General features: G+C 64.7%; 21 protein-coding genes. 11 read left to right on the forward strand and 10 right to left on the reverse strand.

The annotated features are described in order from the left end of the window. The 6 genes from ftsA (at position 1) to lpxC (ending at position 5,602) form a co-directional block, all read left to right on the forward strand. Complete coding sequence (gene ftsA / locus FG94_RS10705; protein ID WP_036210857.1) at positions 1-1,233, forward strand: cell division protein FtsA; 1,233 nt, start codon at positions 1-3, stop codon at positions 1,231-1,233. A gap of 178 nt (positions 1,234-1,411) precedes the next feature. Beyond that, positions 1,412-2,608, forward strand: a complete 1,197-nt coding sequence (ftsZ, locus tag FG94_RS10710) for a cell division protein FtsZ (RefSeq protein WP_027867864.1) — start codon at positions 1,412-1,414, stop codon at positions 2,606-2,608. Positions 2,609-2,737: 129 nt separating this feature from the next. Then, positions 2,738-3,241: a peroxiredoxin gene (locus FG94_RS10715; protein ID WP_036210860.1), complete on the forward strand. Its 504-nt coding sequence runs from the start codon at positions 2,738-2,740 to the stop codon at positions 3,239-3,241. Positions 3,242-3,289: 48 nt separating this feature from the next. Beyond that, on the forward strand, positions 3,290-3,739 hold the full coding sequence (locus tag FG94_RS10720) for a GNAT family N-acetyltransferase (protein WP_036210863.1): 450 nt from the start codon (positions 3,290-3,292) through the stop codon (positions 3,737-3,739). 35 nt (positions 3,740-3,774) lie between these two features. Next, positions 3,775-4,617 carry a DMT family transporter gene (locus FG94_RS10725; protein WP_036211088.1) on the forward strand — a complete coding sequence of 281 codons (843 nt, stop codon included), beginning with the start codon at positions 3,775-3,777 and terminating at the stop codon, positions 4,615-4,617. A 49-nt stretch (positions 4,618-4,666) separates the two neighbouring features. Then, entirely contained in the window at positions 4,667-5,602 is a 936-nt protein-coding gene (gene lpxC / locus FG94_RS10730; protein ID WP_036210866.1) for a UDP-3-O-acyl-N-acetylglucosamine deacetylase, read from the forward strand. 197 nt (positions 5,603-5,799) lie between these two features. Here lpxC and FG94_RS10735 read toward each other — a convergent pair whose 3' ends face one another. Next, positions 5,800-6,267: a DciA family protein gene (locus tag FG94_RS10735; protein WP_036210868.1), complete on the reverse strand. Its 468-nt coding sequence runs from the start codon at positions 6,265-6,267 to the stop codon at positions 5,800-5,802. Between the two features lie 296 nt (positions 6,268-6,563). On the opposite strand from FG94_RS10735, the gene secA reads away from it, so the two are divergent. Then, the gene (gene secA / locus FG94_RS10740) at positions 6,564-9,347 is read left to right on the forward strand and encodes a preprotein translocase subunit SecA (protein ID WP_036210871.1); all 2,784 of its coding nucleotides are present in this window, start codon (positions 6,564-6,566) and stop codon (positions 9,345-9,347) included. A gap of 198 nt (positions 9,348-9,545) precedes the next feature. On the opposite strand, the gene alr is transcribed toward secA, so the two are convergent. Both alr and FG94_RS10750 read right to left on the reverse strand, forming a co-directional pair. Next, a complete protein-coding gene (alr, locus tag FG94_RS10745; protein ID WP_229445908.1) occupies positions 9,546-10,637 on the reverse strand; it encodes an alanine racemase in 1,092 nt (363 codons plus the stop codon). A gap of 19 nt (positions 10,638-10,656) precedes the next feature. Continuing rightward, positions 10,657-11,946 carry a D-amino acid dehydrogenase gene (locus FG94_RS10750; protein ID WP_036210877.1) on the reverse strand — a complete coding sequence of 430 codons (1,290 nt, stop codon included), beginning with the start codon at positions 11,944-11,946 and terminating at the stop codon, positions 10,657-10,659. 107 nt (positions 11,947-12,053) lie between these two features. Between FG94_RS10750 and FG94_RS10755 the strand changes: the two genes are divergently transcribed. Continuing rightward, complete coding sequence (locus FG94_RS10755) at positions 12,054-12,539, forward strand: Lrp/AsnC ligand binding domain-containing protein (RefSeq protein WP_027866013.1); 486 nt, start codon at positions 12,054-12,056, stop codon at positions 12,537-12,539. 21 nt (positions 12,540-12,560) lie between these two features. On the opposite strand, the gene FG94_RS10760 is transcribed toward FG94_RS10755, so the two are convergent. The 3 genes from FG94_RS10760 to FG94_RS10770 form a co-directional block, all read right to left on the reverse strand. Beyond that, complete coding sequence (locus FG94_RS10760) at positions 12,561-13,592, reverse strand: MerR family transcriptional regulator (protein WP_036210880.1); 1,032 nt, start codon at positions 13,590-13,592, stop codon at positions 12,561-12,563. Between the two features lie 82 nt (positions 13,593-13,674). After that, positions 13,675-14,691 (reverse strand): peptidoglycan-binding protein, encoded by a 1,017-nt coding sequence (locus FG94_RS10765; protein ID WP_051996443.1) that lies wholly within the window; start codon positions 14,689-14,691, stop codon positions 13,675-13,677. A 29-nt stretch (positions 14,692-14,720) separates the two neighbouring features. Then, positions 14,721-15,452, reverse strand: a complete 732-nt coding sequence (locus FG94_RS10770; RefSeq protein ID WP_036210883.1) for a transglycosylase SLT domain-containing protein — start codon at positions 15,450-15,452, stop codon at positions 14,721-14,723. Positions 15,453-15,795: 343 nt separating this feature from the next. Between FG94_RS10770 and argJ the strand changes: the two genes are divergently transcribed. The 3 genes from argJ to FG94_RS10785 are packed head-to-tail and all read left to right on the forward strand — an operon-like array spanning position 15,796 to position 18,359. Beyond that, a complete protein-coding gene (gene argJ / locus FG94_RS10775) occupies positions 15,796-17,034 on the forward strand; it encodes a bifunctional glutamate N-acetyltransferase/amino-acid acetyltransferase ArgJ (RefSeq protein WP_036210886.1) in 1,239 nt (412 codons plus the stop codon). 13 nt (positions 17,035-17,047) lie between these two features. Further along, positions 17,048-17,947, forward strand: coding sequence for an ATP-binding protein (locus tag FG94_RS10780; protein ID WP_036210889.1), 900 nt, complete (start codon positions 17,048-17,050; stop codon positions 17,945-17,947). Then, positions 17,940-18,359, forward strand: a complete 420-nt coding sequence (locus FG94_RS10785; RefSeq protein ID WP_036210892.1) for an NUDIX domain-containing protein — start codon at positions 17,940-17,942, stop codon at positions 18,357-18,359. The genes FG94_RS10780 and FG94_RS10785 overlap by 8 nt, the downstream gene beginning before the upstream one ends. Positions 18,360-18,555: 196 nt before the next feature. Here the strand turns inward: FG94_RS10785 and yacG are convergent, their stop codons facing one another. The 4 genes from yacG to FG94_RS10805 all read right to left on the reverse strand — a co-directional run bounded on the left by yacG (position 18,556) and on the right by FG94_RS10805 (position 21,110). Next, complete coding sequence (gene yacG, locus FG94_RS10790; RefSeq protein ID WP_036210894.1) at positions 18,556-18,738, reverse strand: DNA gyrase inhibitor YacG; 183 nt, start codon at positions 18,736-18,738, stop codon at positions 18,556-18,558. 19 nt (positions 18,739-18,757) lie between these two features. Beyond that, positions 18,758-19,513 (reverse strand): cell division protein ZapD, encoded by a 756-nt coding sequence (gene zapD, locus FG94_RS10795; protein WP_036210897.1) that lies wholly within the window; start codon positions 19,511-19,513, stop codon positions 18,758-18,760. A gap of 99 nt (positions 19,514-19,612) precedes the next feature. Continuing rightward, positions 19,613-20,236: a dephospho-CoA kinase gene (gene coaE / locus FG94_RS10800; protein WP_036210900.1), complete on the reverse strand. Its 624-nt coding sequence runs from the start codon at positions 20,234-20,236 to the stop codon at positions 19,613-19,615. A 1-nt stretch (position 20,237) separates the two neighbouring features. Beyond that, positions 20,238-21,110, reverse strand: coding sequence for an A24 family peptidase (locus FG94_RS10805; protein WP_036210903.1), 873 nt, complete (start codon positions 21,108-21,110; stop codon positions 20,238-20,240). Positions 21,111-21,316 lie beyond the last annotated feature (206 nt).

A 21,316-nucleotide genomic window follows, 5' to 3' on the forward strand; every position in this document is an offset into this window, starting at 1 on the left:
ATGACTAAAGACGCGAAGAACCTGATCGTCGGCCTCGACATCGGCACCTCGAAGGTGGTGGCGGTCGTGGCCGAAGTGATGTCCGACGGACGCCACGAGGTGATCGGCCTCGGTCAGCACGAGTCGAAAGGATTGAAGAAGGGCGTGGTCGTGAACATCGAGGCCACCGTCGAGTCGATCCAGCGCGCGCTCGAGGAAGCGGAGCTGATGGCCGACTGCAAGATCCGCAACGTCTATGCTGGCATCGCCGGCAGCCATATCCGTTCGTTCAATTCGAGCGGCATGGTTGCGATCAAGGACAAGGAAGTCACCGCCACCGACGTGGCGCGCGTGATCGAGACCGCCAAGGCGGTCAACATCCCGACCGACCAGCAATTGCTGCACACGGTGCCGCAGGAATTCATCGTCGACAACCAGGAAGACGTGCGCGAGCCGATCGGCATGAGCGGCATCCGCCTGGAAGTGCGCGTGCACATCGTCACCGGTGCGGTATCCGCGGTCCAGAATATTGTAAAGTGCGTGCGCCGTTGCGGGCTCGAGGTCTCGGACCTGATCCTGCAGCCGATTGCCTCGGCCGATTCCGTCTTGACCACCGACGAAAAGGAACTGGGCGTGGTCCTGATCGACATCGGCGGCGGCACCACCGACATCGCCGTGTACTCGGATGGCGCGATCCGCCACACCGCCGTGCTGCCGATCGCCGGCGACCAGATCACCAGCGACATCGCGATGGCGCTGCGCACGCCGACCGGCGAGGCCGAGGACATCAAGATCCGCTACGGCGTCGCCAAGCAGGTGCTGGCCGACCCGGGCGAGACGCTCGAGGTGCCGGGGCTGGGCGACCGCGGACCGCGCGCCCTGTCGCGCCAGGCGCTGGCGGCCGTGATCGAGCCGCGCGTCGAAGAGCTGTTCGCGATGGTGCACACGGTGGTGCGCGAGTCGGGCTACGAGGGCGTGCTCTCGTCGGGCATCGTGCTCACCGGCGGCAGCTCGATCATGCCCGGCATGATCGAGATGGCCGAAGACATTTTCCTCAAACCGGCGCGCCTCGGCACGCCGGATTACCGCGGCCAGCTGGCCGACGTCGTGCGCAGCCCACGCTACGCCACGGTGCTCGGCCTGCTGCTGGAAGCGAAGAAGCAGTACCTGCGCGGACACATCGTCACGCGTCAGGATGGTTCGGTGAAGGCAGTGTGGCAGCGCATGAAGGAATGGATAGCGGGGAACTTCTAAAAGCGAGAGCAGGGATTAACAGTCGGGCAAGGCGTGAATTTTTTCAGTACGTCAGCAACAAAGCGTTCACGGGTAAAGATTTTTTAAATACAATCGCTACTTCCGGTTTCAAGGCTCTGCCAGGGGCCTGGCACCAGTCTTGAAACGGAAGCGGCAACTTGAAAATTGGGAGTTCGATATGGAGTTCGATATGGTCGATAACGCAGCACTGGGAACCGTTATCAAAGTTGTCGGCGTCGGCGGCGCCGGCGGCAACGCGGTTCAGCACATGATCAACAAGGGTGTGTCCGGTGTCGAGTTCATCGCCGCAAACACGGATGCGCAGGCACTTGCCGTTTCGAGCGCAAACAACATCATCCAGATCGGTGAATCCGGCCTGGGCGCGGGCATGCGTCCGGAAGTGGGCCGCCAGCTCGCCGAGCAGTCGCGTTCGCGCATCGAAGATGCGCTGCGCGGCGCGCACATGGTCTTCATCGCCGCCGGCATGGGCGGCGGCACCGGCACCGGCGCCGCGCCGATCGTCGCCGAAGTGGCCAAGACCATGGGCGCACTGACCGTTGCCGTGGTTTCCAAGCCGTTCTCCTACGAAGGCGACAAGTGCATGCAGGTCGCGGAAGCGGGCCTGGAAGAGCTGACCAAGCACGTCGACTCGCTGATCGTCATCCTCAATGAAAAGCTGGAAGACATCTACGAAGACGAATCGATGCTCGACTGGATGAAGCACGCCGACGACGTCCTGAACAACGCCGTCGCCGGTATCGCCGAGATCATCAACGTGCCGGGCCACATCAACGTCGACTTCAACGACGTGAAGACCATCATGAGCGAGCAGGGCAAGGCCATGATGGGCACCGCGACCGCGTCGGGCGTGGACCGTGCGCGCATCGCCGCCGAGCAGGCCGTGGCGTCGCCGCTGCTGGACGGCATCGACCTGTCGGGCGCCAAGGGCGTGCTGGTCAACGTGACCGCAAGCCGTGGCCTGAAGGGCAAGGAGATCAAGGAAGTCATGGCCGCCGTGCGCGCCTTCGCGGCGCCGGACGCCTCGATCGCACAGGGCATCGCCTACGACGACGCGATGGGCGACGAGCTGCGCGTGACCGTGGTCGCGACCGGCCTGGGCAAGAACAAGAAGATGCAGCTGGTGCAGCCGCAGCAGATGCTCAAGACCGGCACCTACAACGCCCCGGTGATGGCTGGCGCCTCGACCGTGGCCGGCGGCCTGACCATGGGCCACGCAGGCGGCGACGCCATGGGCGGCATGAAGCAGCCGGCCGTGTGGCGCCGCGAGCAGGCATCCGAGCAGGTGCAGGCGATGCAGCGCAACGGCGTCGAGACCTACGACATCCCGGCCTTCCTGCGCAAGCAGGCTGACTGATTTTCAGGATTAGCTGAATAAAGAAGGGCCAGCACTAGCTGGCCCTTCTGCTTTGTGACGTCGCTTCCTGCAGACCATCGCCACATCGGCGATAATTGCCAGATTCTCAAAACTGAAGGAGTACACCCCATGACCATCCAGATCGGCGACCGCCTGCCGGAAGGCACCCTGTCGGAATTCATCGAAACCGAAACCGCCGGCTGCTCGCTGGGCCCGAACACGTTCCAGGTTGCTGAACTGGCGAAGGGCAAGAAGATCGTCATCTTCGGCCTGCCGGGCGCCTACACCCCGACCTGCTCGGCCCAGCACGTGCCGGGTTTCGTGAAGAATGCCGAGGCACTGAAGGCCAAGGGCGTGGACGAGATCTGGTGCATCTCGGTGAACGACGCCTTTGTGATGGGCGCCTGGGGCCGCGACCAGAAGGCCACCGGCATCGTGCGCATGATGGCCGACGGTAATGCCGACTACTCCAAAGCCCTGGGCCTGGACGCCGACTTCTCGAAGCACGGCATGGGCACCCGCTGCAAGCGCTACTCGATGCTGGTCGAAGACGGCGTCGTCAAGCAGCTGAACGTGGAAACCGCCGGCTTCGAAGTCTCGAGCGCCGAAAAGATGCTGGAACAACTGGGCTAAACTGCCCGCTACCCTGTGCAAACGGCGCTGCGGCGCCGTTTTTCAATCATGATCATCAACGCCGAATCTCCTGACCAGCCCGAAGTGCGGGCCATGCTGGACCAGCTCGACGCCTACTGCGCGTCGCTGTATCCGGCCGAATCCAACCACCTGATGGACATTGCGTCGCTGCTGGCCGGCGACGTGCTGTTCCTGGTCGCGCGCGACGTGACAGGAGCGGCGGTCGGCTGCGCGGCGCTCGCCAATCGCGGCGCCTATGGCGAAGTCAAACGCATGTATGTCGAGGAAGCGGGCCGCGGCCGCGGCATCGGCAGCAAGCTGCTGGAGCAACTGGTGATGTTCGCGCGCATGTCGGGACTGCAGGTCCTGAGGTTAGAAACCGGCATTCACCAGCCGGAAGCGATCGCCCTGTACGAGCGGATGGGCTTCGTGCGCCGCGACGCCTTTGGCGACTACCAGCCCGACCCCTTGAGCCTGTTCATGGAAAAGCACTTGTGAAGCGGCCCGCCGGCAACCTGTACAGCATCTACGCGATGGTGCTGGCCGTGTTCATGTTCGCGCTGATGGACACGATGATGAAGCTGCTCTCGCAGAGTTACCCGGCGATCCAGGTGGCCGCGCTGCGCTCGCTCACCTCGCTGCCGCTGATCGCGGTCTACGTCGGCATCAAGGTCGGCTACGGCGACATCTTCCGCATCCGCTGGCCACTGCATATCCTGCGCGCGGTGCTCGGCATCGCCATGCTCAGCTTCTTCGCCTTCGGCATCCGCAAGCTGTCGCTGGCCGAGGCCTACACGATCTTCTTCATCGCGCCGGCGATCATCACAGCGCTTTCCGTATGGTTCCTGAAGGAGCGCGTCGACGTACCCCGCTGGATTGCCATCTCCGTTGGACTGTGCGGTGTGCTGGTGGTGCTGCGCCCGAGCGGCGCCGGCTTCCTCACCATCGGCGGCCTGGCCGTGCTGGGGGCGGCCGCGATGTACGCGGTCTCGGCGATCACGGTCGGCATCCTGGCCAGGACCGACCGCAGCGAGCACATGGTGTTCTGGCTGATGGTCATGATGTCGATCGGCGCCGGCTTGCTGGCGGCGCCGGGCTGGGTCGGGATGCGGATGAGCGATATCCCGCTGTTGCTGGGCCTGGCCTTGAGCGGCTTCATCGGCCAGCTGGCCATCACCGAAGCCTTCGCCAAGGGGGACGCCTCGAGTGTGGCGCCCTTCGAGTACACGGCCCTGGCCTGGGCGGTCGGCCTCGACTGGATGCTGTGGAAAACCCTGCCGGACGGCTGGACGGTGGTGGGCGCGGCGATCATCATCGGCAGTGGTATGTATCTGATTCGCCACGAAAAAGTGCACGTGGAGTCGGATCATCCGTAAGGACGGCATGGCCTCAGCGGGCCAATAAGCGCTGGGCTATAATCGCCGGATGTTGAAACAACGAACCATCAAACAGGTCGTCCGCACCACCGGTGTCGGCGTCCATTCGGGCACCAAGGTCGAACTGACCCTGCGTCCGGCGCCGCCGGGCGCCGGCATCACCTTCCGCCGCGTCGATTACGACCCCATCGTCGCCATCCCGAGCGCGGCCGACGTGGTCGGCGAGACCCGCATGGCCACGGTCCTGATCAAGGATAACGCGCGCGTCTCCACCGTCGAGCACCTGATGTCGGCCTGCGCCGGCCTCGGCATCGACAACCTGACCGTCGACGTGACGGCCGAAGAGATCCCGATCATGGACGGCTCGGCGGCTTCCTTCGTGTTCCTGCTGCAGCAGGCCGGTCTGGAAGAGCAGGACGCGCCGAAGAAGTTCATCCGCGTGCTGAAGGACGTCGAGATCCGCCAGGGCGAGGGCAAGAACGAGAAGTGGGCGCGCCTGTCGCCCTACGACGGCTTCAAGCTCGACTTCTTCATCGAATTCAACCACCCGGCCGTGGACGGCACCATGCAGCGCGCCTCGGTGGATTTCGGCGACGTCTCCTACGTGCACGACGTGGCGCGGGCGCGCACCTTCGGCTTCATGCAGGACGTGGAAACCCTGCGCGGCATGGGCCTGGCGCGCGGCGGTTCGCTGGAGAACGCGATCGTGATGGACGAGTACCGCATCCTGAATGCGGACGGGCTGCGCTACGAGGACGAGTTCGTGCGCCACAAGATCCTCGACGCGATCGGCGACCTGTACATTGTCGGCCACCCGCTGCTGGCCAGCTACACGGCCCACAAGTCGGGCCATGCGCTCAACAACGAACTGCTGCGCAAGCTGTTGGCAACGCCGGACGCCTACGAGTGGGTGGAGTTCGATTCGCTGAGCGAGGCGCCGCCGTCCTACCTGCGGCAAATGACGCGGGAGTGGGCGCAGATGTGATTCTGTGGTGCACGCTCAGTCTTATGGCGTGCATGCAGAAATTGGGTTCCGGCCTTCGCCGGAACGACGGTTTTTAGGGCGGTGGAGTAAACGATAGTTACTTGTTGCCACTAGCAGTAGTACGTCGTACCGGCGAAGGCCGGTACCCAAGTTAGCGGCAAACCGCTAGCGTGTCGTTTAGCCAAAGAAGCAAAGAACTACTTCCGCCTCTCCGCCAACCTCCTCAACGCCGCCACCAGATCCTTGTTCTGGCTGCTGTCCTCCAGCGACTCGGCCAGTTCCTCGAAGGCCTGCACCGCCGTCTTCGGCAGCTCCAGGGTGCGCATCTGCGGCTTGTCGTCCGGCATGGCGCGCGCCACCTGCACCTTCAGCTTGACCGACTCCACCGCCCAGCCGCGCTGCGCCAGCGCCGACTGCAGCTTGGGCAGCATCTGCTTCATCCTTGCCGCGACGGCCGAACTCGGCACGGCCAGCACCAGCACCCCGTCCTGGAACGAGATCACGTCGGTATTGCCGGCCATGACGGGCAGGATGGCGGCGCAGTCGGACTGCAGGCGCGCCATCCGCATCGCGGCGGGCAGGAGGCTGGCCATGCGGTCGTTCTTGCGCAGGAAATCCGTCGCGACGATCGAGGTCTGCCGGTTCTTGGTACCGTAGATATGCACTGGTAAACAGGGACAGGAAAAAGGGAGAAGAAGAGCGGGTTCGCTATGCCCGCAACATACCATATTCGCCGCCCGTGCGCGGGCGAAGGGCCCTGGGAACGTGGCGCGTGGTGTACGCGCAGTGCAATTTGATAACATTCTGCTGTTCAGCAGCCTTGTTATCCTGCCCAATGACCCCAAGTGTGGCCGGATCGCATGATAAAATCAGTAGCTTTTTGCCATAGGCGGTCTGCGGCGGCTAGTATGTACAAGCCACCCCTGGCTCTTTTTGCGGCGTAATTTTCTAGAACACAGCAATGTCATTCCTGACCCAGATTTTCGGCAGCCGTAACCAGCGTCTGCTCAAGCAATACCAAAAGACCGTGCGTCAGATCAACGCGCTCGAGCCCCAGATGGAAAAGCTGTCTGACGCCGAACTGCAAGCCAAGACGCCCGAATTCAAGGACCGCCTGGCCAAGGGCGCGACGCTCGACGACATCCTGCCGGAAGCCTTCGCGGTCTGCCGCGAAGCCGCCAAGCGCGTCATGAAGATGCGCCACTTCGATGTCCAGCTGATCGGCGGCATGGTCCTGCACGAGGGCAAGATCGCCGAAATGGGCACCGGTGAGGGCAAGACCCTGATGGCGACCCTGCCGGTCTACCTGAACGGCCTGTCCGGCAAGGGCGTGCACGTCATTACGGTCAACGATTACCTGGCCCAGCGCGACGCCGAATCGATGGGCCGCCTGTACGGCTGGCTCGGCCTCACGACCGGCGTGAACCTGTCGCAGCTCGACCACGACAGCAAGCAGAAGGCCTACGCCTCGGACATCACCTACGGCACCAACAACGAATTCGGCTTCGACTACCTGCGCGACAACATGGTGTACGACGTGCGCGAACGCGTGCAGCGCAGCCTGAACTTCTCGGTGGTCGACGAGGTCGACTCGATCCTGATCGACGAAGCCCGTACCCCCCTGATCATCTCCGGACAGGCCGAGAACCACACCGACCTGTACCACCGCCTGAACGCGCTGCCGCCGCTGCTGACCCAGCAGATCGGCGAAGAGACCCCGGACGGCAAGGGCAAGATCGAAGTCCCGGGCGACTACACCAAGGACGAGAAAGCGCACACCGTGCTGCTGACCGAAGCCGGCCACGAAAAGGCCGAGGCCATCCTGACCGAATGGGGCCTGCTGCCGGAAGGCGCTTCGCTGTACGACGCCGCCAACATCACCCTGATCCACCACCTGTACGCGGCGCTGCGCGCCCATGTCCTGTACCACAAGGACCAGCACTACGTGGTGCAGAACAACGAGGTGGTGATCGTCGACGAATTCACCGGCCGCCTGATGACGGGCCGCCGCTGGTCCGACGGCCTGCACCAGGCCGTGGAAGCCAAGGAAGGCGTGCGCATCCAGAACGAGAACCAGACCCTGGCCTCGATCACCTTCCAGAACTACTTCCGCATGTACAGCAAGCTGGCCGGCATGACCGGTACGGCCGACACCGAAGCCTACGAATTCCAGGAAATCTACGGCCTCGAGACCGTGGTCGTCCCGCCGAACAAGCCGTCGCAGCGCAAGGACCGCCAGGACCAGGTGTACAAGTCGGCCGAAGAGAAGTACAACGCGATGCTCAACGACATCCGCGACTGCTACGAGCGCGGCCAGCCGGTGCTCGTGGGGACCACCTCGATCGAGAACTCGGAACTGCTGTCCGGCATCCTGAACAAGGCGAACCTGCCGCACAACGTGTTGAACGCCAAGCAGCACGCACGCGAAGCGGAAATCATCGCGCAGGCGGGCCGTCCGAAGATGATCACCATCGCCACCAACATGGCGGGCCGCGGTACCGACATCGTCCTGGGCGGCAACGTCGAGAAGCAGATCCAGCTGATCGAAGCCAACGACGCGCTGTCGGACGCCGACAAGGAAGCGCAGTCCAAGGTGCTGCGCGACGAATGGCAGTCGCTGCACGACCACGTGGTGGGCGCCGGCGGCCTGCACATCATCGGTACCGAGCGCCACGAGTCGCGCCGGGTCGACAACCAGCTGCGCGGCCGTTCGGGCCGCCAGGGCGACCCGGGCTCCTCGCGCTTCTACCTGTGCCTGGACGACCCGCTGCTGCGCATCTTCGCCGGCGACCGCGTGCGCGCGATCATGGAGCGCCTGAAGATGCCGGAAGGCGAGCCGATCGAGGCGGGCATCGTGACCCGCTCGATCGAGACCGCCCAGCGCAAGGTCGAGGCCAGGAACTTCGACATCCGCAAGCAGCTGCTGGAATACGACGACGTCGCCAACGACCAGCGCAAGGTGATCTACACCCAGCGTAACGAACTGCTGGAATCGGTCGACATGGCCGAGCTGATCGCTTCGCTGCGCGTGGGCGTGTTCACCGACCTGGTGCGCCAGTACGTCCCGGCCGAGTCGGTCGAGGAGCAATGGGACATCCCGTCGCTGGAATCGGTGCTGGCCGCGGAGTGGGGCCTCACGATCCCGCTGCAGAAGATGCTGGTCGACGAGCCGAACCTGAACGACGACGACATCCTCGAGCACGTGCTGAAGGCGGCCGCGGAGTCCTACGACACCAAGGTGGCGGTGGTCGGCAAGGAATCCTTCGGCGGCTTCGAGCGCAACGTCATGCTGCAGAGCCTGGACACCCACTGGCGCGAACACCTCGCGGCGCTGGACCACCTGCGCCAGGGCATCCACCTGCGCGGCTACGCGCAGAAGAACCCGAAGCAGGAATACAAGCGCGAAGCCTTCGAGCTGTTCAGCGACATGCTGGACCGTATCAAGAACGAAGTGATCCGCACCGTCATGACGGTCCGCATCCAGACCCGCGAGGAAGTGGAAGCTGCCGAAGCGGCGATGGCGGCGCAGGTGGCGCAGCTGGAAAACATCAACTTCCAGCACGCCGACTTCAACCCGTCGGCAGCGCCGGAAGAGCTGCTCAACCCGAACCCGGTGCGCGCCGATTCGGCGGCTGTGGCGGCGGAAGACCACAACACCTACCTGGGCATGAAGGTCGGCCGCAACGATCCGTGCCCTTGCGGTAGCGGGAAGAAGTTCAAGGCGTGCCACGGCAAGCTGGCGTAAGCTGCTTCAGCGTGTAAACGGAAACGGCCGGACTGATGTCCGGCCGTTTTTTTATATTTGCGTGATGCTTGGGAACTTGGGTCCCGGCCTGCGCCGGGACGACGTTGTTTCAATGTGTATGAATGGCAAGCGGTTCGATTCCTGCCGCTGACCTAAAGACCGTCATCCCGGCGAAGGCCGGGATCCAATTTTGCGTAATCAGACGTAGCGCCGATGGAAGCGGGTGCCCAAGCGCGTCAGCACCTCATACCCGATCGTCCCCGCCAGCGCCGCCACCTCGTCCACCGGCTGGTGCGCACCCATCAGCTCGACTTCCGAACCCGGCGCCACGCGCTCGGGCGCAATCCCGGTCACGTCCAGCGTGATGCTGTCCATCGACACCCGCCCCGCGATCGGCACCTTGACGCCGTCCACGAAGGCAAAGCCGCGTCCCGACAGCGAACGCAGCCACCCGTCGGCATAGCCCACCGCGATGGTGGCGATGCGCTGCTCGCCGGTGCAGGCATGGTGCGCGCCATAGCCCACCACAGCGCCATCGCAGACGCTGCGCACCTGCACCACGCGCGCATGCAGCGACACCGCCTGCCTGAGCGGATTCGGCATGCCCGGCTGCGGATTGATGCCGTACAGCGCCGCACCGGGGCGCAGCAGGTCGTAGTGATAGGCGGAACCCAGGAACACGCCCGAGGAATTGGCCAGGCTGGCCGGTACGCCCGGGAACAGCTGGCGTAGCTCCTCGAAGCGGCGCCGCTGCGCCTCGTTCAAGGGGTGCAGGGGCTCGTCCGCGCAGGCCAGGTGGCTCATCACGAGGGTGGGGCGCACGCCCGCCAGCCAGTTGCGGTCCTTGGAGAGCGCCAGCAGGTCTTCCGGCGCCAGTCCCATGCGCGACATGCCGGTGTCGAGCTGGATCGCGGCCGGCAGTTCGCGGTCCAGGGTGCGTGCCAGCGCGCGCCATTCCTGGATTTGCCCGGGATCGTTCAGCACCGGCCGCAGGTCGTACTGGAAGCAGTCCTTCGTCGTGCCCGGCGGTGGCCCGTGCAGCACGTAGATCGCGCAATCCTCGGGCACCAGCTGGCGCAGGCGAATGCCTTCCTCCAGGTGGGCGGTGAAGAAGGTCTTGCAGCCTTCCAGGGCCAGCGCGGGCGCCACCTGTTCCATGCCGAGCCCGTAGGCGTCGGCCTTCATGACGGCCGCGCAGGCGCCCTTGGTCTTCCCGGCCAGCAGCCGGTAATTGTCACGGATCGCGCCCAGGTCGACCGTCAGCCGCGCCCCGGCGCGGGACGCATCCACAGAATCCACCATCGACGCGTCAGGCCTTGACCAGTTCGGGCGAAGCACCGCGCTGCGGGGTGCCGGCGTAGCGGAATACCGCCAGGTCGTCGGCGCGGATGGCCGGCTTCTTGCCGCTGACCAGGTCGGCGATCACGCTGGCCGAGCCACAGGCCATGGTCCAGCCAAGGGTGCCGTGGCCGGTGTTGGTGAACAGGTTGCGCAGCGGAGTGGCGCCGACTACCGGGGTGCTGTCCGGGGTCATCGGGCGCAGGCCGGTCCAGAAGGATGCCTGGCGGGTGTCGCCGGCGCCCGGGAACAGGTCGTTGACCACCATTTCCAGGGTTTCGCGGCGCGCCGGGTTCAGGACCTGGCTGTAGCCCGCGATCTCGGCCATGCCGCCCACACGGATGCGGTCTTCGAAACGGGTCACGGCGATCTTGTAGGTCTCGTCCAGGATGGTCGACACCGGCGCACGGCTCGCGTCCGTGATCGGCACGGTGATCGAATAGCCCTTGAGCGGGTAGACCGGCAGCGTGAACTGGTGCTTGAGCAGCAGGCGCGAGTAGCTGCCCAGCGCCAGCACGTAGCGGTCGGCCATGAGCAGGCCCTTGTCGGTGCGCACGCCGGTGATCTGGTCGCCGGCGATGTCGAGCGCCTGGATGCTTGTATCGAACTCGAAGCGCACGCCCAGGTCGCGCGCCATCGCGGTCAGGCGGGTGGTGAACATCTGGCAGTCGCCGGTCTCGTCGTTCGGCAGGCGCAATCCGCCCACCAGGGTGCCGTGCGAGCCCAGCGCCGGCTCGGCCTTGCCGAGGTCGTGGCCGAGCAGCAGTTCATAGTCGACGCCGGCGTCCCGCAGGACTTCGATGTCCTTGCCGGCGCTTTCCAGCTGCTGCTGGGTGCGGAACAGCTGGATCGTGCCCAGGCTGCGGCCTTCGTATTCGATGCCGGTGTCGGCGCGCAGTTCGCGGATGCAATCGCGGCTGTACTCGGCCAGGCGCACCATGCGCTCCTTGTTGACGGCATAGCGGTCGGCGGTGCAGTTGCGGTACATCTGCCACATCCACTGCAGCTGGAACAGCGAGCCGTCCGGACGGATGGCCAGCGGCGCGTGCTTCTGGAACAGCCACTTCGCGGCCTTCAGCGGGATGCCCGGCGCCGCCCAGGGCGAGGCATAGCCCGGCGAGATCTGGCCGGCGTTGGCAAAACTCGTCTCCAGGGCAGGGCCGGGTTGACGGTCGATGACGGTGACGTCGTGGCCTGCCTTGGCCAGATAGTATGCGGTGGTCACGCCGACCACGCCGCTGCCCAGTACGAGAACGCGCATGAGGAGTCCTGATTAAGAAAAGAAGCCGGATTCAGAAAAGATTGCCATGATACAGGTGGTGGTGAAATAATGGTTCCTGTTATTACACACGTTTTCAGTGAAACTTCATGCGCGTCCAGAAGAACTCCCACCGCGTCCTCGACAAGATCGACCTGCACATCCTGTCGATTCTCCAGGACGACGCGCGCATCGTCATGAAAGACCTGGCCGAGCAGGTCGGGCTGTCGCTGACGCCCTGCATCGAACGGGTCAAGCGCATGGAGCGCGACGGCGTCATCGCCGGCTACCATGCGCGCGTGAATCCGCAGGCCATGGGCCTGCAGATCCTGGTGTTCGTCGAAATCACCCTGCACCAGAAATCGGAAAAAGCCTTCGACCGCTTCCGCCGCGCGATGCTCGGCATTCCCGAGGTGATGGAGTGCCACCTCGTATCTGGTGACTTCGACTACCTGATCAAGGCCCGCATTCCGGAAATGTCGGAATACCGCCGCCTGCTGGGCGAGATCCTGCACGTGGCCGATGCCGGCCAGTCGAAGAGCTATGTGGTGATGGAAGAGCTGAAAGAGACGCTGGCGCTGTCGATTCCGCGCTGAACAGCACCGCGTCCCTGTCGCTTACGCCTTGGCGGCCTGCGCCTGGATGTTCTGCATGGCCCGGCGCAAGAAGCCGATCACATCGTCGCCGATGCCGGTGCCGAGGTGCAGCATCGGTTCCGTGCTGCCGGCGCGGCGGAACTGCGCCACCACCTCCGGGTCGTCGCCCACCATATCGTGGAACAGCGCGAACCAGCGCCGGGTGAGGGCCAGTGCCTCGCTCGACCGCGCCTCCGGGTCGGCCCCCATGCATGCACGGATCGCCATGGCCAGCTCGATCCATTCGTCCGAGTGAGAAGCCTCGTGGCGGCGCATGCGCTCGATCGTCTCCGCCGGCAGATAGCGCGCGTAGATGACGAAGCGCAGCTCGGCGATCGCTGTGCGCATGTAGGCCAGCAGCGCAGGCGTCAAGCGCATTTCCTTCTGCGCTTCCGGATCCTGTCCGGCCATCGCGGTCAGGCGCAGGATGAAAGCGGGGTTGCCGCCGCTGTCGCGTTCCACGCAGCCCAGCCAGCGCTCGGCGAAGGCTCTGGCCTCGCGCGTATCCGGCGCGACGCCGCGATTCATCAGCGACTGGGCGTGGCGCACCAGTTCCTGCCATTCGGCCTGGGCCTCGGGGTTCTGGTACAGCGGCAGCCGCGCCAGTTCTTCCTTCGAAAAGTGTTTTTCGTACATCGTCATCTGCTCCAGAGTGGTTAGCCAGATGGACAGGTCCGTCTCTTTACCGGCGGCCAGGCGCGAGCGCAGACGCAGCAGCTGCTCGCGCATGTGCCGCGCTTGCGCGATCTGCTGGTCGAGGCTGGAGAGCTGGCGCTCGACGATGGCCAGCGGCGAGGCGGCGGGACTGTCCAGGTAAGCTCCGATGTCGCTGAGTGCCATGCCGAACGCGCGCAGGGCCTGGATCTGCTGCAGGCGCGCCACGTCGTCGCGGTTGTAGAGGCGGTAGCCGGCATCGGAACGCGCCGAAGGCGAGAGCAGCCCGATGCTGTCGTAATGGTGCAGCGTGCGGACCGTCAGGCCGGCGTGCGCCGCGAGTTCTCCCACTTTCAACATCGAGCTTCTCCCCGTCTTCATGCGTAGCGCTACTCTGGACCCTCACCTTGCGTGAGGGTCAAGCATCTTCGCACACCCCTGCTTACCAGACCATCTTGTTCCAGGTGTTGTCGCCGACGACGCCGTCGGCGCTCAATCCCTTCGAGGTCTGGAAGTTTTTCACCGCGGTCGCCGTGGCCGGGCCGAAGGCGCCGTCCACCGTGATGCCGGCGCCGCTCTCGTTGAGCTGGCTCTGCACCGCGCGCACCTTGGCGCCCGAGTCGCCCTGCTGGGTGAGGATGGTCAGCGCCGGCCAGGTGGCGTTGCCGACCACGCCGTCCGCGCCCAGGCCGTGCGAGGACTGGAAGTTCTTCACCGCGTTCTGGGTCGTGGTATCGAACGTGCCGTTCACGCTGAGCGTGTAGCCCCATTGCTGCAGCAGGTACTGGATGGTGCGCACGCGCTCGCCCGTGTTCCCGTACTGGACCAGCGGCCAGGTGGTGGTGGTGCCGCCGCCCGAGGTGCTGCCGGCTACCAGCGATTTGTAACGCGGCCAGTCCCAGCCCGAGCCCGGGTCGGTATGGCTCTGGCTGGCGTAGTTGACGTGGCCCTTGACGTTGTACAGCGAGTCCGAGGGCACGGCGCTCCAGCCGCTGCTGCCGTCATACACCTTCTGCGCCAGGCCGCGCGAGGCGAGGATGTCCTTGGTCAGCGCCGCCGAGGCGTTGTACATCGCGGTGGTGTACCAGGCGGACGGGTTGGCGATGTAGCCCTCGTGCTCGATGCCGATGGTGTAGCCGTTCGAGTTCCCGACGTGCCAGGCCTTGTCGGCCTCGCGCACCATCTGCGTCACCTGGCCGTCCGAGGAGCGGATGACGTAGTGGGCGCTGACGCCGGCGCTGCAGTTCTGAAACCAGGAGATCGAGCCGGCGTAGGAGCCCTGGGTGGTGTGCACGGTCACGTGGCTGACCGAGGCGGTGCGGGCGGAATAATTGCAGCTGGCGGCCGGGTTCCAGATGGCCGGCGGATAGTCGGTCGACGCAAGCGCCGGCTGGGCCGACGCGATCAAACACAGGCCAGCGAGGAGCCTGGCAAATGAGCCGCGCATCATGTTCTTCATGGATGTTGTCTCCGTATTCTGCTTCGTTATTATCTGTTCGGGGTGTCGACGAAATCCGGCGCCGACATCTTCGGATCGGGGGTGCCGGTTTCCACGGTGATGCGGCGCGCGGACAGCTTGCGCAGCCGCTCCTTGCCGTAGGCTTTCTCCATCTCGACGTGCTTCTGGTCGATCTCGAATTTGTCGCTGCGCCGGCCCTGGCGGATCGCGGTCAAGACTTCGTAGCTGTAGATCTTCGCGATCTCGGGCTGCGGGATGCCGCTGTAGCGGGCCACCGCGCTTTCCCAGTCCGCGAGCGGGAAGCCCTTGTTCTTGCGGGCGCCGTAGTGGGCGAGCAGGGCGGCGGCGGCGCGGATGTTGGAACGCGTGTCCGAGGCCGCCTGCTCGGGCGTGACGCGGATCAGGGCCGCGCCTTCGTGCAGGGAGTGGCCGAAGTGATTGTCGTCGCGCAGACCCATGATGCCGTAGCTGATCGGCATGCCGTCGTGCGACTCGACTTCGACCTCGGGTTCGCCGTTCTTCTTGAGCTTGCCCTTGGGGACGTGCGGATGCCAGCGCGTTTCGGCATAGGCGATCGACTGCAGCAGTTCGACCGGCACGTTGAATTCGTTCGAGGCTTCCCGGAAGTACTGCTTGTACTGCTTTGCCGACACGGTCAGCTCGGCCTGCTTGCCGTCGGCGAGCGCGAGCGGCGCTGCCGCCGTTCCAACGATTGCTGCACATAGCGCGGCCAGCAGCCGCAGCTTGACGCTTTGCTTCATTGTTGTCTCCAGTGTTGTTTGAATAGCTCCGGCACGGGGCCGGAAGGGTGCCTGGAAGACGCAACAACATGCCGTTTCCAGGCCTGTCGAGTATATGCATACTCCAGATCGAGAAACGGTAAGGATTTGATTTAAAACAATATTTCGGCAGAAATGAATCGTGCTCAATGCGCCACTAAAAGTCGGACCATACACGCAGATTAAGAGGGTGTAAGCGGGGGTTATCGCTTTATGCGCACGGCATGAAAGCGGGCGCGACACCCTGGCTGGACAGGCCTGCTCGCCGTACCCGCCGCTGGCAGTACAATATCGGATTACCTATCTTTTCTTTTAAGAGAATGCCATGGCCGTCAATTCCCCCCTGCCAGTCGCAGCCGACCTGAAACCCGTCAACGGCATCGAGATCGGCTTTGCCGAAGCCGGTATCAAGAAGCCCAACCGCAAGGACCTGCTCGTGATGAAGCTGGCCGAAAGTGCGACCGTGGCCGGCGTCTTCACCAAGAACCGCTTCTGCGCCGCGCCGGTCCAGGTGAGCAAGGCCAACCTGGCAGCCGTCGCGGATGGCGGCAAGCCGATCCGAGCGCTGGTAGTCAACACCGGCAACGCCAACGCCGCCACCGGCGAACAGGGCCTGGCCAACGCGCAGGCCACCTGCGCCGAGGTCGCGAAGCTGCTCGGCCTGGACGCGCAGCAGGTGCTGCCGTTCTCCACCGGCGTGATCCTCGAGCAGCTGCCGATCGATAGAATCGTTGCCGGCCTGCCGGCCGCCGTGTCGAACCTGAAGGCGGACAACTGGTTCAACGCCGCCGAGGCGATCATGACCACCGACACCCAGCCGAAAGCCGCCTCGCGCACCGTCACCATCGGCGGCCATCTTGTCACCATGACCGGCATCAGCAAGGGTGCGGGCATGATCAAGCCGAACATGGCGACCATGCTGGGCTACCTGGCGATCGACGCGCGCGTGGCGCAGCCGGTGCTGGACGAACTGGTGAAGCACGCGGCCGACCACTCGTTCAACAGCATCACCATCGACGGCGACACCTCGACCAACGATTCCTTCATCATCGTCGCCACCGGCGCGGGCAGCCTGAACATCGATGCCGCCTCGGGTGCGGACTACGAAGCGCTGAAGGAAGCCGTGACCGACATCTCGCGCAACCTGGCGCAGCAGATCATCCGCGACGGCGAAGGCGCGACCAAATTCATGACCATCACGGTGGAGCAGGGCAGCAGCGTGGAAGAGTGCCGCAAGATTGCCTACTCGATCGCGCACTCGCCGCTGGTCAAGACCGCCTTCTTCGCCTCGGACCCGAACCTGGGCCGCATCCTGGCCGCGATCGGCTACGCCGGCGTCGACGACCTGGATACCACCAAGCTGGATCTCTACCTGGACGACGTGTGGGTGGCCAAGGCGGGCGGGCGCAACCCGGACTACAAGGAAGAGGACGGCCAGCGCGTGATGAAGCAGGCCGAGATCACCGTGCGCGTGACGCTCGGCCGCGGCGACGCCACCGCCACCGTCTGGACCTGCGACCTGTCGCACGACTACGTCTCGATCAACGCCGACTACCGTTCGTAAGGAGAGCAAGCGAGTGACGCCACTGGAACAGTTCCTGCACCGCGCCGAAGCCCTGCTGGCGCGGGTCGAAGCGGTGCTGCCGCCCGCGGTGCCGCGCGAGCCGGACTGGAAGCGCAGTTTCGCCTTCCGCTGGCGCAAGCGCCCTGGTGGCGCCGGCGGTGGCGGCAAATACCTGGCGCCGGTGCTGCACGCCTCGACCATCCGGCTCGAGGATTTGCAGCACGTCGACGCCCAGAAGCGTGCGATCGAGCAGAACACGAAGCAGTTCGTGCTGCGCCGCCCGGCCAACAACGTGCTGCTGACCGGTGCGCGCGGCACCGGCAAGTCCTCGCTGATCAAGGCCTGCCTGAACGGCTTCGCCGAGCAGGGCCTGCGCCTGATCGAGGTGGACAAGGCCGACCTGGCCGATTTGCCCGACATCGTCGACCTGGTGGCGGGACGGCCGGAGCGCTTCGTGATCTTCTGCGACGACCTGTCCTTCGAAGAAGGCGAGGCGGGCTACAAGGCGCTCAAGGTGGCGCTCGACGGCAGCATTTCGGCGCAGTCGGACAATGTGCTCATTTATGCGACCTCGAACCGGCGCCACCTGATGCCGGAAAAGATGTCGGACAACGCCGGCTACACCCATGGCGACGACGGCGACCTGCATCCGGGCGAGACGGTCGAAGAGAAGATCTCGCTGTCGGAACGCTTCGGCCTGTGGCTCTCCTTCTACCCCTTCAGGCAGGACGACTACCTGGGCATCGTCGCCCACTGGCTGGCCAGCTTCGGCTGCATGCCGGAGAGAATCGAATCGGCAAGGACGGAGGCGCTGCAATGGGCCTTGCAGCGCGGTTCGCGTTCGGGCCGGGTGGCGTGGCAATTTGCGAAGGACTACGCCGGCAGGCTGCCGGATCAAAAAACCAATGAGTGAAGCAGTAAAAGCAAAACCGGTCGACGTCGCAGTCGGCATCCTGATGCGCCCCAACGGCGACGTGCTGCTGGGCCAGCGTCCGGAAGGCAAGCCCTATGCCGGCTACTGGGAATTCCCGGGTGGGAAAGTCGAACCAGGCGAGGACATCTTCCACGCGCTGCAGCGCGAGTTCGTCGAGGAGCTGGGCGTGCGCCCGCTCAGCGGCGAGCCCTGGTGCTGCGTCGAGCACGTGTACGAGCATGCGCACGTGCGCCTGTATTTCTACATCTGCCGCGAATGGGAAGGCGAGCCGCAAAGCCTGGAAGGGCAGGCCTTTGCATGGCAGGGCGGGTACAGCGTCAGTCCGTTGCTGCCGGCGACGATACCGTTATTGGAATGGCTGGACAAGGTGCGTTACGCGACGCCGGAGTAGCCCTGCATAACTTAGTACCACCCCCTCGGCACGTCATCCCGGCGAAGGCCGGGATCCAATTTCGTCGATATGCCGCGAAAGTCAAATTGGGTTCCGGCCTTCGCCGGAAGTCGTAGCCGCCAGTGGCGGGTACGACGGTCTTAGGGTTAGCTAAAGAACAGCGGAACCGTAATGCCGCTCGCGCTGTTACTGGTGCTCAGTCGTCCGTCGGCTTGTCGTCCTGCGGGTCGCTGGTGGACGCGCCGGGAATCGTGTACTTCTCTTCGGCCCAGGCGCCCAGGTCGATCTGCTTGCAGCGTTCCGAGCAGAACGGGCGGTACTTGTTCGCCGGGGTCCATTCGACCTTCTTGCCGCAGGTCGGGCAGGCTACAACAGTCATCTTCGTCTCAATCGTTGAATCAGAAATTACACAGGGTCAGGTTGAAGGGCACGTCTGTTTCCAGCGCCTTCGGCTTGCAGTCCCCGTCCTGGGTGGTGAAGCGAACCCACAGCATATACTTGTTGGCCGAGATTTCGGGAATCGCGCCAAGCGATGCGTCGATCGACAGGCGCAGCATCTGGTAGACCTTTCCCTGCAGCATCTGCTGGTAGCTGCCTCCCACGGCGATCATCTTGGCCGGGCCGCCGGAATCGCGCAGCAGGCGCAGCACCAGGGCCAAGGCCTCGAACAGCGGCGCCAGCGGGGCGAACCAGCCCATGATATCCGATTGGCGCTGCTGCGCGGGGCGGTGCTGCCAGGCGTAATACGAGGGCAGGTCGAACTCGCAGGCGCCGCCCGGGATGATGGTGCGGCCGCGGATGCTCATCAGCCATTCGTTGTCGCGCACGTTCTGGCCGGTCTTGCCCTGGCTTGCTACCAGCGCGCCGCTGACGGCGTCCAGCTCGGCCAGCACGGCGTCGAGCGTCTCGGTGGCGACATTGGGATTGCTGCGGTAGGACAACAGGCTCTGCTTTTGGCGCTCGAGCTCCTGCAGCAGGTCGGACTTCAGGTCGGCACGGCCGGCCACTTCCAGCATGTCGAAGATCGTGGCGAGGGCCACGTGGTGCTGCATCGGGTGCTCTTGTTGCACAAAGAACTTGAACTTCTCGTACAAATCTTCCAGCCGCAACAACGTGCGAATCCGCTCGTTGAAAGGATATTCGTAGACGATCAAAATGACATTCCTCTGAATGTAGGCTGGCGAGCAACCCCGTGATTCTGAACCATGCTGCGCAAAATTACAAATCCCGCATTGACCTAATTCAATTGATTTTTAAGTTCGTTTGCTCTGGGATAAATACATTGCGTGCAAAATCTCGACTTGCGGGCGTAAAGCGTCCAGTCCGTCGTCGTTGACGATGATGTCGTCGGCCGCCGCGCGGCGCTGTGCGCGGGTGACCTGGGCGGCCATGATGGCGCGTACCTGTGCCGCGGTGATGCCGCTGCGGGCCATCACCCGCGCCACCTGCAGCTCCTCGGGGCAGTCGATCGCCAGCACCCGGGTGACGCGCTCGCGCCAGGTGCCCGATTCGATCAGGAGGGGCACGACGAAGATCACGTAGTCGCCGCTGGCGATGGCGGCCGCGGCCGCGGTGGCGTCGCGGATGCGCGGGTGCAGGATGGCCTCGAGCCGGGCGCGCGCCGTGGCGTCGCTGAACACGAGGGCGCGCATCCTGGCCCGGTCGAGCGCCCCCTCGGGGGTGGCGAACTCCTTGCCGAACTCGGCGAGCAGGGCCGGCATCGCCGCGCCGTGCGGGGCGGTGAGCGCGTGGGCGATCTGGTCGGTATCGATGACCGAGGCGCCGAGGGCTGCGAACATGTCGGCCACGGTGCTCTTGCCGCAGCCGATGCCGCCGGTCAGGCCGACGGAGAAAGCGAGCTGATGCGGGGTGTCCATCTCAGCCGGTCACGACGGCCTGCAACTGGGCGCTGATGGCGCTGCCGTAGAGCAGGGCGATCAGGCCGGCCGCCGCCAGGTAGGGGCCGAAGGGAATCGGCTTGTCGCGGCCGCGCTTGGCGAACACGATCAGGCTGATGCCGACGATCGCGCCGACCACCGAGGACAGCAGGATGATGGTCGGCAGCATCTGCCAGCCGAGCCAGGCGCCGAGCGCCGCCAGCAGCTTGAAGTCGCCGTAGCCCATGCCTTCCTTGCCGGTAACGAGCTTGAACAGCCAGTACACCGACCACAGCACCAGGTAGCCGGCGGCGGCGCCGACCACGGCGTCCTGCAGGGGCACGAAAGTGCCGTGCAGGTTCACCAGCAGGCCGGCCCACAGCAGGGGATAGGTCAGGTCGTCCGGCAGCAGCTGGGTGTCGATGTCGATGAAGGTCATCGCCACCAAGAGGAACAGGAACAGCAGGGTTGCCAGGCCGGCCAGGCCGCTGCCGAAGGTCCACACCAGCACGCCCGCCAGGATGCCGGTGAGCAGCTCGACCGCCGGGTAGCGCGCCGAGATCGGCGCCTTGCACTTGCGGCACTTGCCGCGCAGGGCCAGCCAGCTGACGACCGGGATGTTTTCCAGCGCCGTAATCTGGTGGCCGCAGTGCGGGCAGCTTGACCTCGGCACCATCAGGTTGTAGCGGTCGGTATGCGGCGGCTCCTTGCCGCTCTCCTGCGCCACGTAGTTGTCGGATTCGCGCTGCATCATCTTCGGAATCCGGTGGATCACCACGTTCAGGAAACTGCCGACGAGCAGCCCGAACAGGGCGGCCACCAGGGTGGCGCTGAGTGTGGCCGGCGGGGCAAACAGCAGGGATTCCATGGGCATGGCGGCAGGGTCCAATCAGAAAGCAGGGGCAGATGGCAGGAAAAGATTCTTTACATCAACCTATTGTAGAGGTTTCCCGTGATTTGGCGAAGCATCTGCACCTCGCCGGGAGTGGTGGTGTGGTATGCCGTCCCGGCGCACGATTGTGAGGGATCATGCCCGCTCCGTGGCGCGCGGCTACGCTGGGCCTTGATAGAGCTACTCCC

This window comes from Massilia sp. LC238 (assembly GCF_000735635.1).
In the GTDB taxonomy this organism is placed as follows: Bacteria; Pseudomonadota; Gammaproteobacteria; order Burkholderiales; family Burkholderiaceae_D; genus Telluria; species Telluria varians.

What these genes read in the sequence shown, in the direction of transcription:
- ftsA (WP_036210857.1), top strand. Translation starts at nt 1, where the DNA reads ATGACTAAAGACGCGAAGAACCTGATCGTCGGCCTCGACATCGGCACC.
- ftsZ (WP_027867864.1), top strand. Translation starts at nt 1,412, where the DNA reads ATGGAGTTCGATATGGTCGATAACGCAGCACTGGGAACCGTTATCAAA.
- FG94_RS10715 (WP_036210860.1), top strand. Translation starts at nt 2,738, where the DNA reads ATGACCATCCAGATCGGCGACCGCCTGCCGGAAGGCACCCTGTCGGAA.
- FG94_RS10720 (WP_036210863.1), top strand. Translation starts at nt 3,290, where the DNA reads ATGATCATCAACGCCGAATCTCCTGACCAGCCCGAAGTGCGGGCCATG.
- FG94_RS10725 (WP_036211088.1), top strand. Translation starts at nt 3,775, where the DNA reads ATGGTGCTGGCCGTGTTCATGTTCGCGCTGATGGACACGATGATGAAG.
- lpxC (WP_036210866.1), top strand. Translation starts at nt 4,667, where the DNA reads ATGTTGAAACAACGAACCATCAAACAGGTCGTCCGCACCACCGGTGTC.
- secA (WP_036210871.1), top strand. Translation starts at nt 6,564, where the DNA reads ATGTCATTCCTGACCCAGATTTTCGGCAGCCGTAACCAGCGTCTGCTC.
- FG94_RS10750 (WP_036210877.1), bottom strand. Translation starts at nt 11,946, where the DNA reads ATGCGCGTTCTCGTACTGGGCAGCGGCGTGGTCGGCGTGACCACCGCA.
- FG94_RS10755 (WP_027866013.1), top strand. Translation starts at nt 12,054, where the DNA reads ATGCGCGTCCAGAAGAACTCCCACCGCGTCCTCGACAAGATCGACCTG.
- FG94_RS10760 (WP_036210880.1), bottom strand. Translation starts at nt 13,592, where the DNA reads ATGTTGAAAGTGGGAGAACTCGCGGCGCACGCCGGCCTGACGGTCCGC.
- FG94_RS10765 (WP_051996443.1), bottom strand. Translation starts at nt 14,691, where the DNA reads ATGAAGAACATGATGCGCGGCTCATTTGCCAGGCTCCTCGCTGGCCTG.
- FG94_RS10770 (WP_036210883.1), bottom strand. Translation starts at nt 15,452, where the DNA reads ATGAAGCAAAGCGTCAAGCTGCGGCTGCTGGCCGCGCTATGTGCAGCA.
- argJ (WP_036210886.1), top strand. Translation starts at nt 15,796, where the DNA reads ATGGCCGTCAATTCCCCCCTGCCAGTCGCAGCCGACCTGAAACCCGTC.
- FG94_RS10785 (WP_036210892.1), top strand. Translation starts at nt 17,940, where the DNA reads ATGAGTGAAGCAGTAAAAGCAAAACCGGTCGACGTCGCAGTCGGCATC.
- yacG (WP_036210894.1), bottom strand. Translation starts at nt 18,738, where the DNA reads ATGACTGTTGTAGCCTGCCCGACCTGCGGCAAGAAGGTCGAATGGACC.
- coaE (WP_036210900.1), bottom strand. Translation starts at nt 20,236, where the DNA reads ATGGACACCCCGCATCAGCTCGCTTTCTCCGTCGGCCTGACCGGCGGC.
- FG94_RS10805 (WP_036210903.1), bottom strand. Translation starts at nt 21,110, where the DNA reads ATGCCCATGGAATCCCTGCTGTTTGCCCCGCCGGCCACACTCAGCGCC.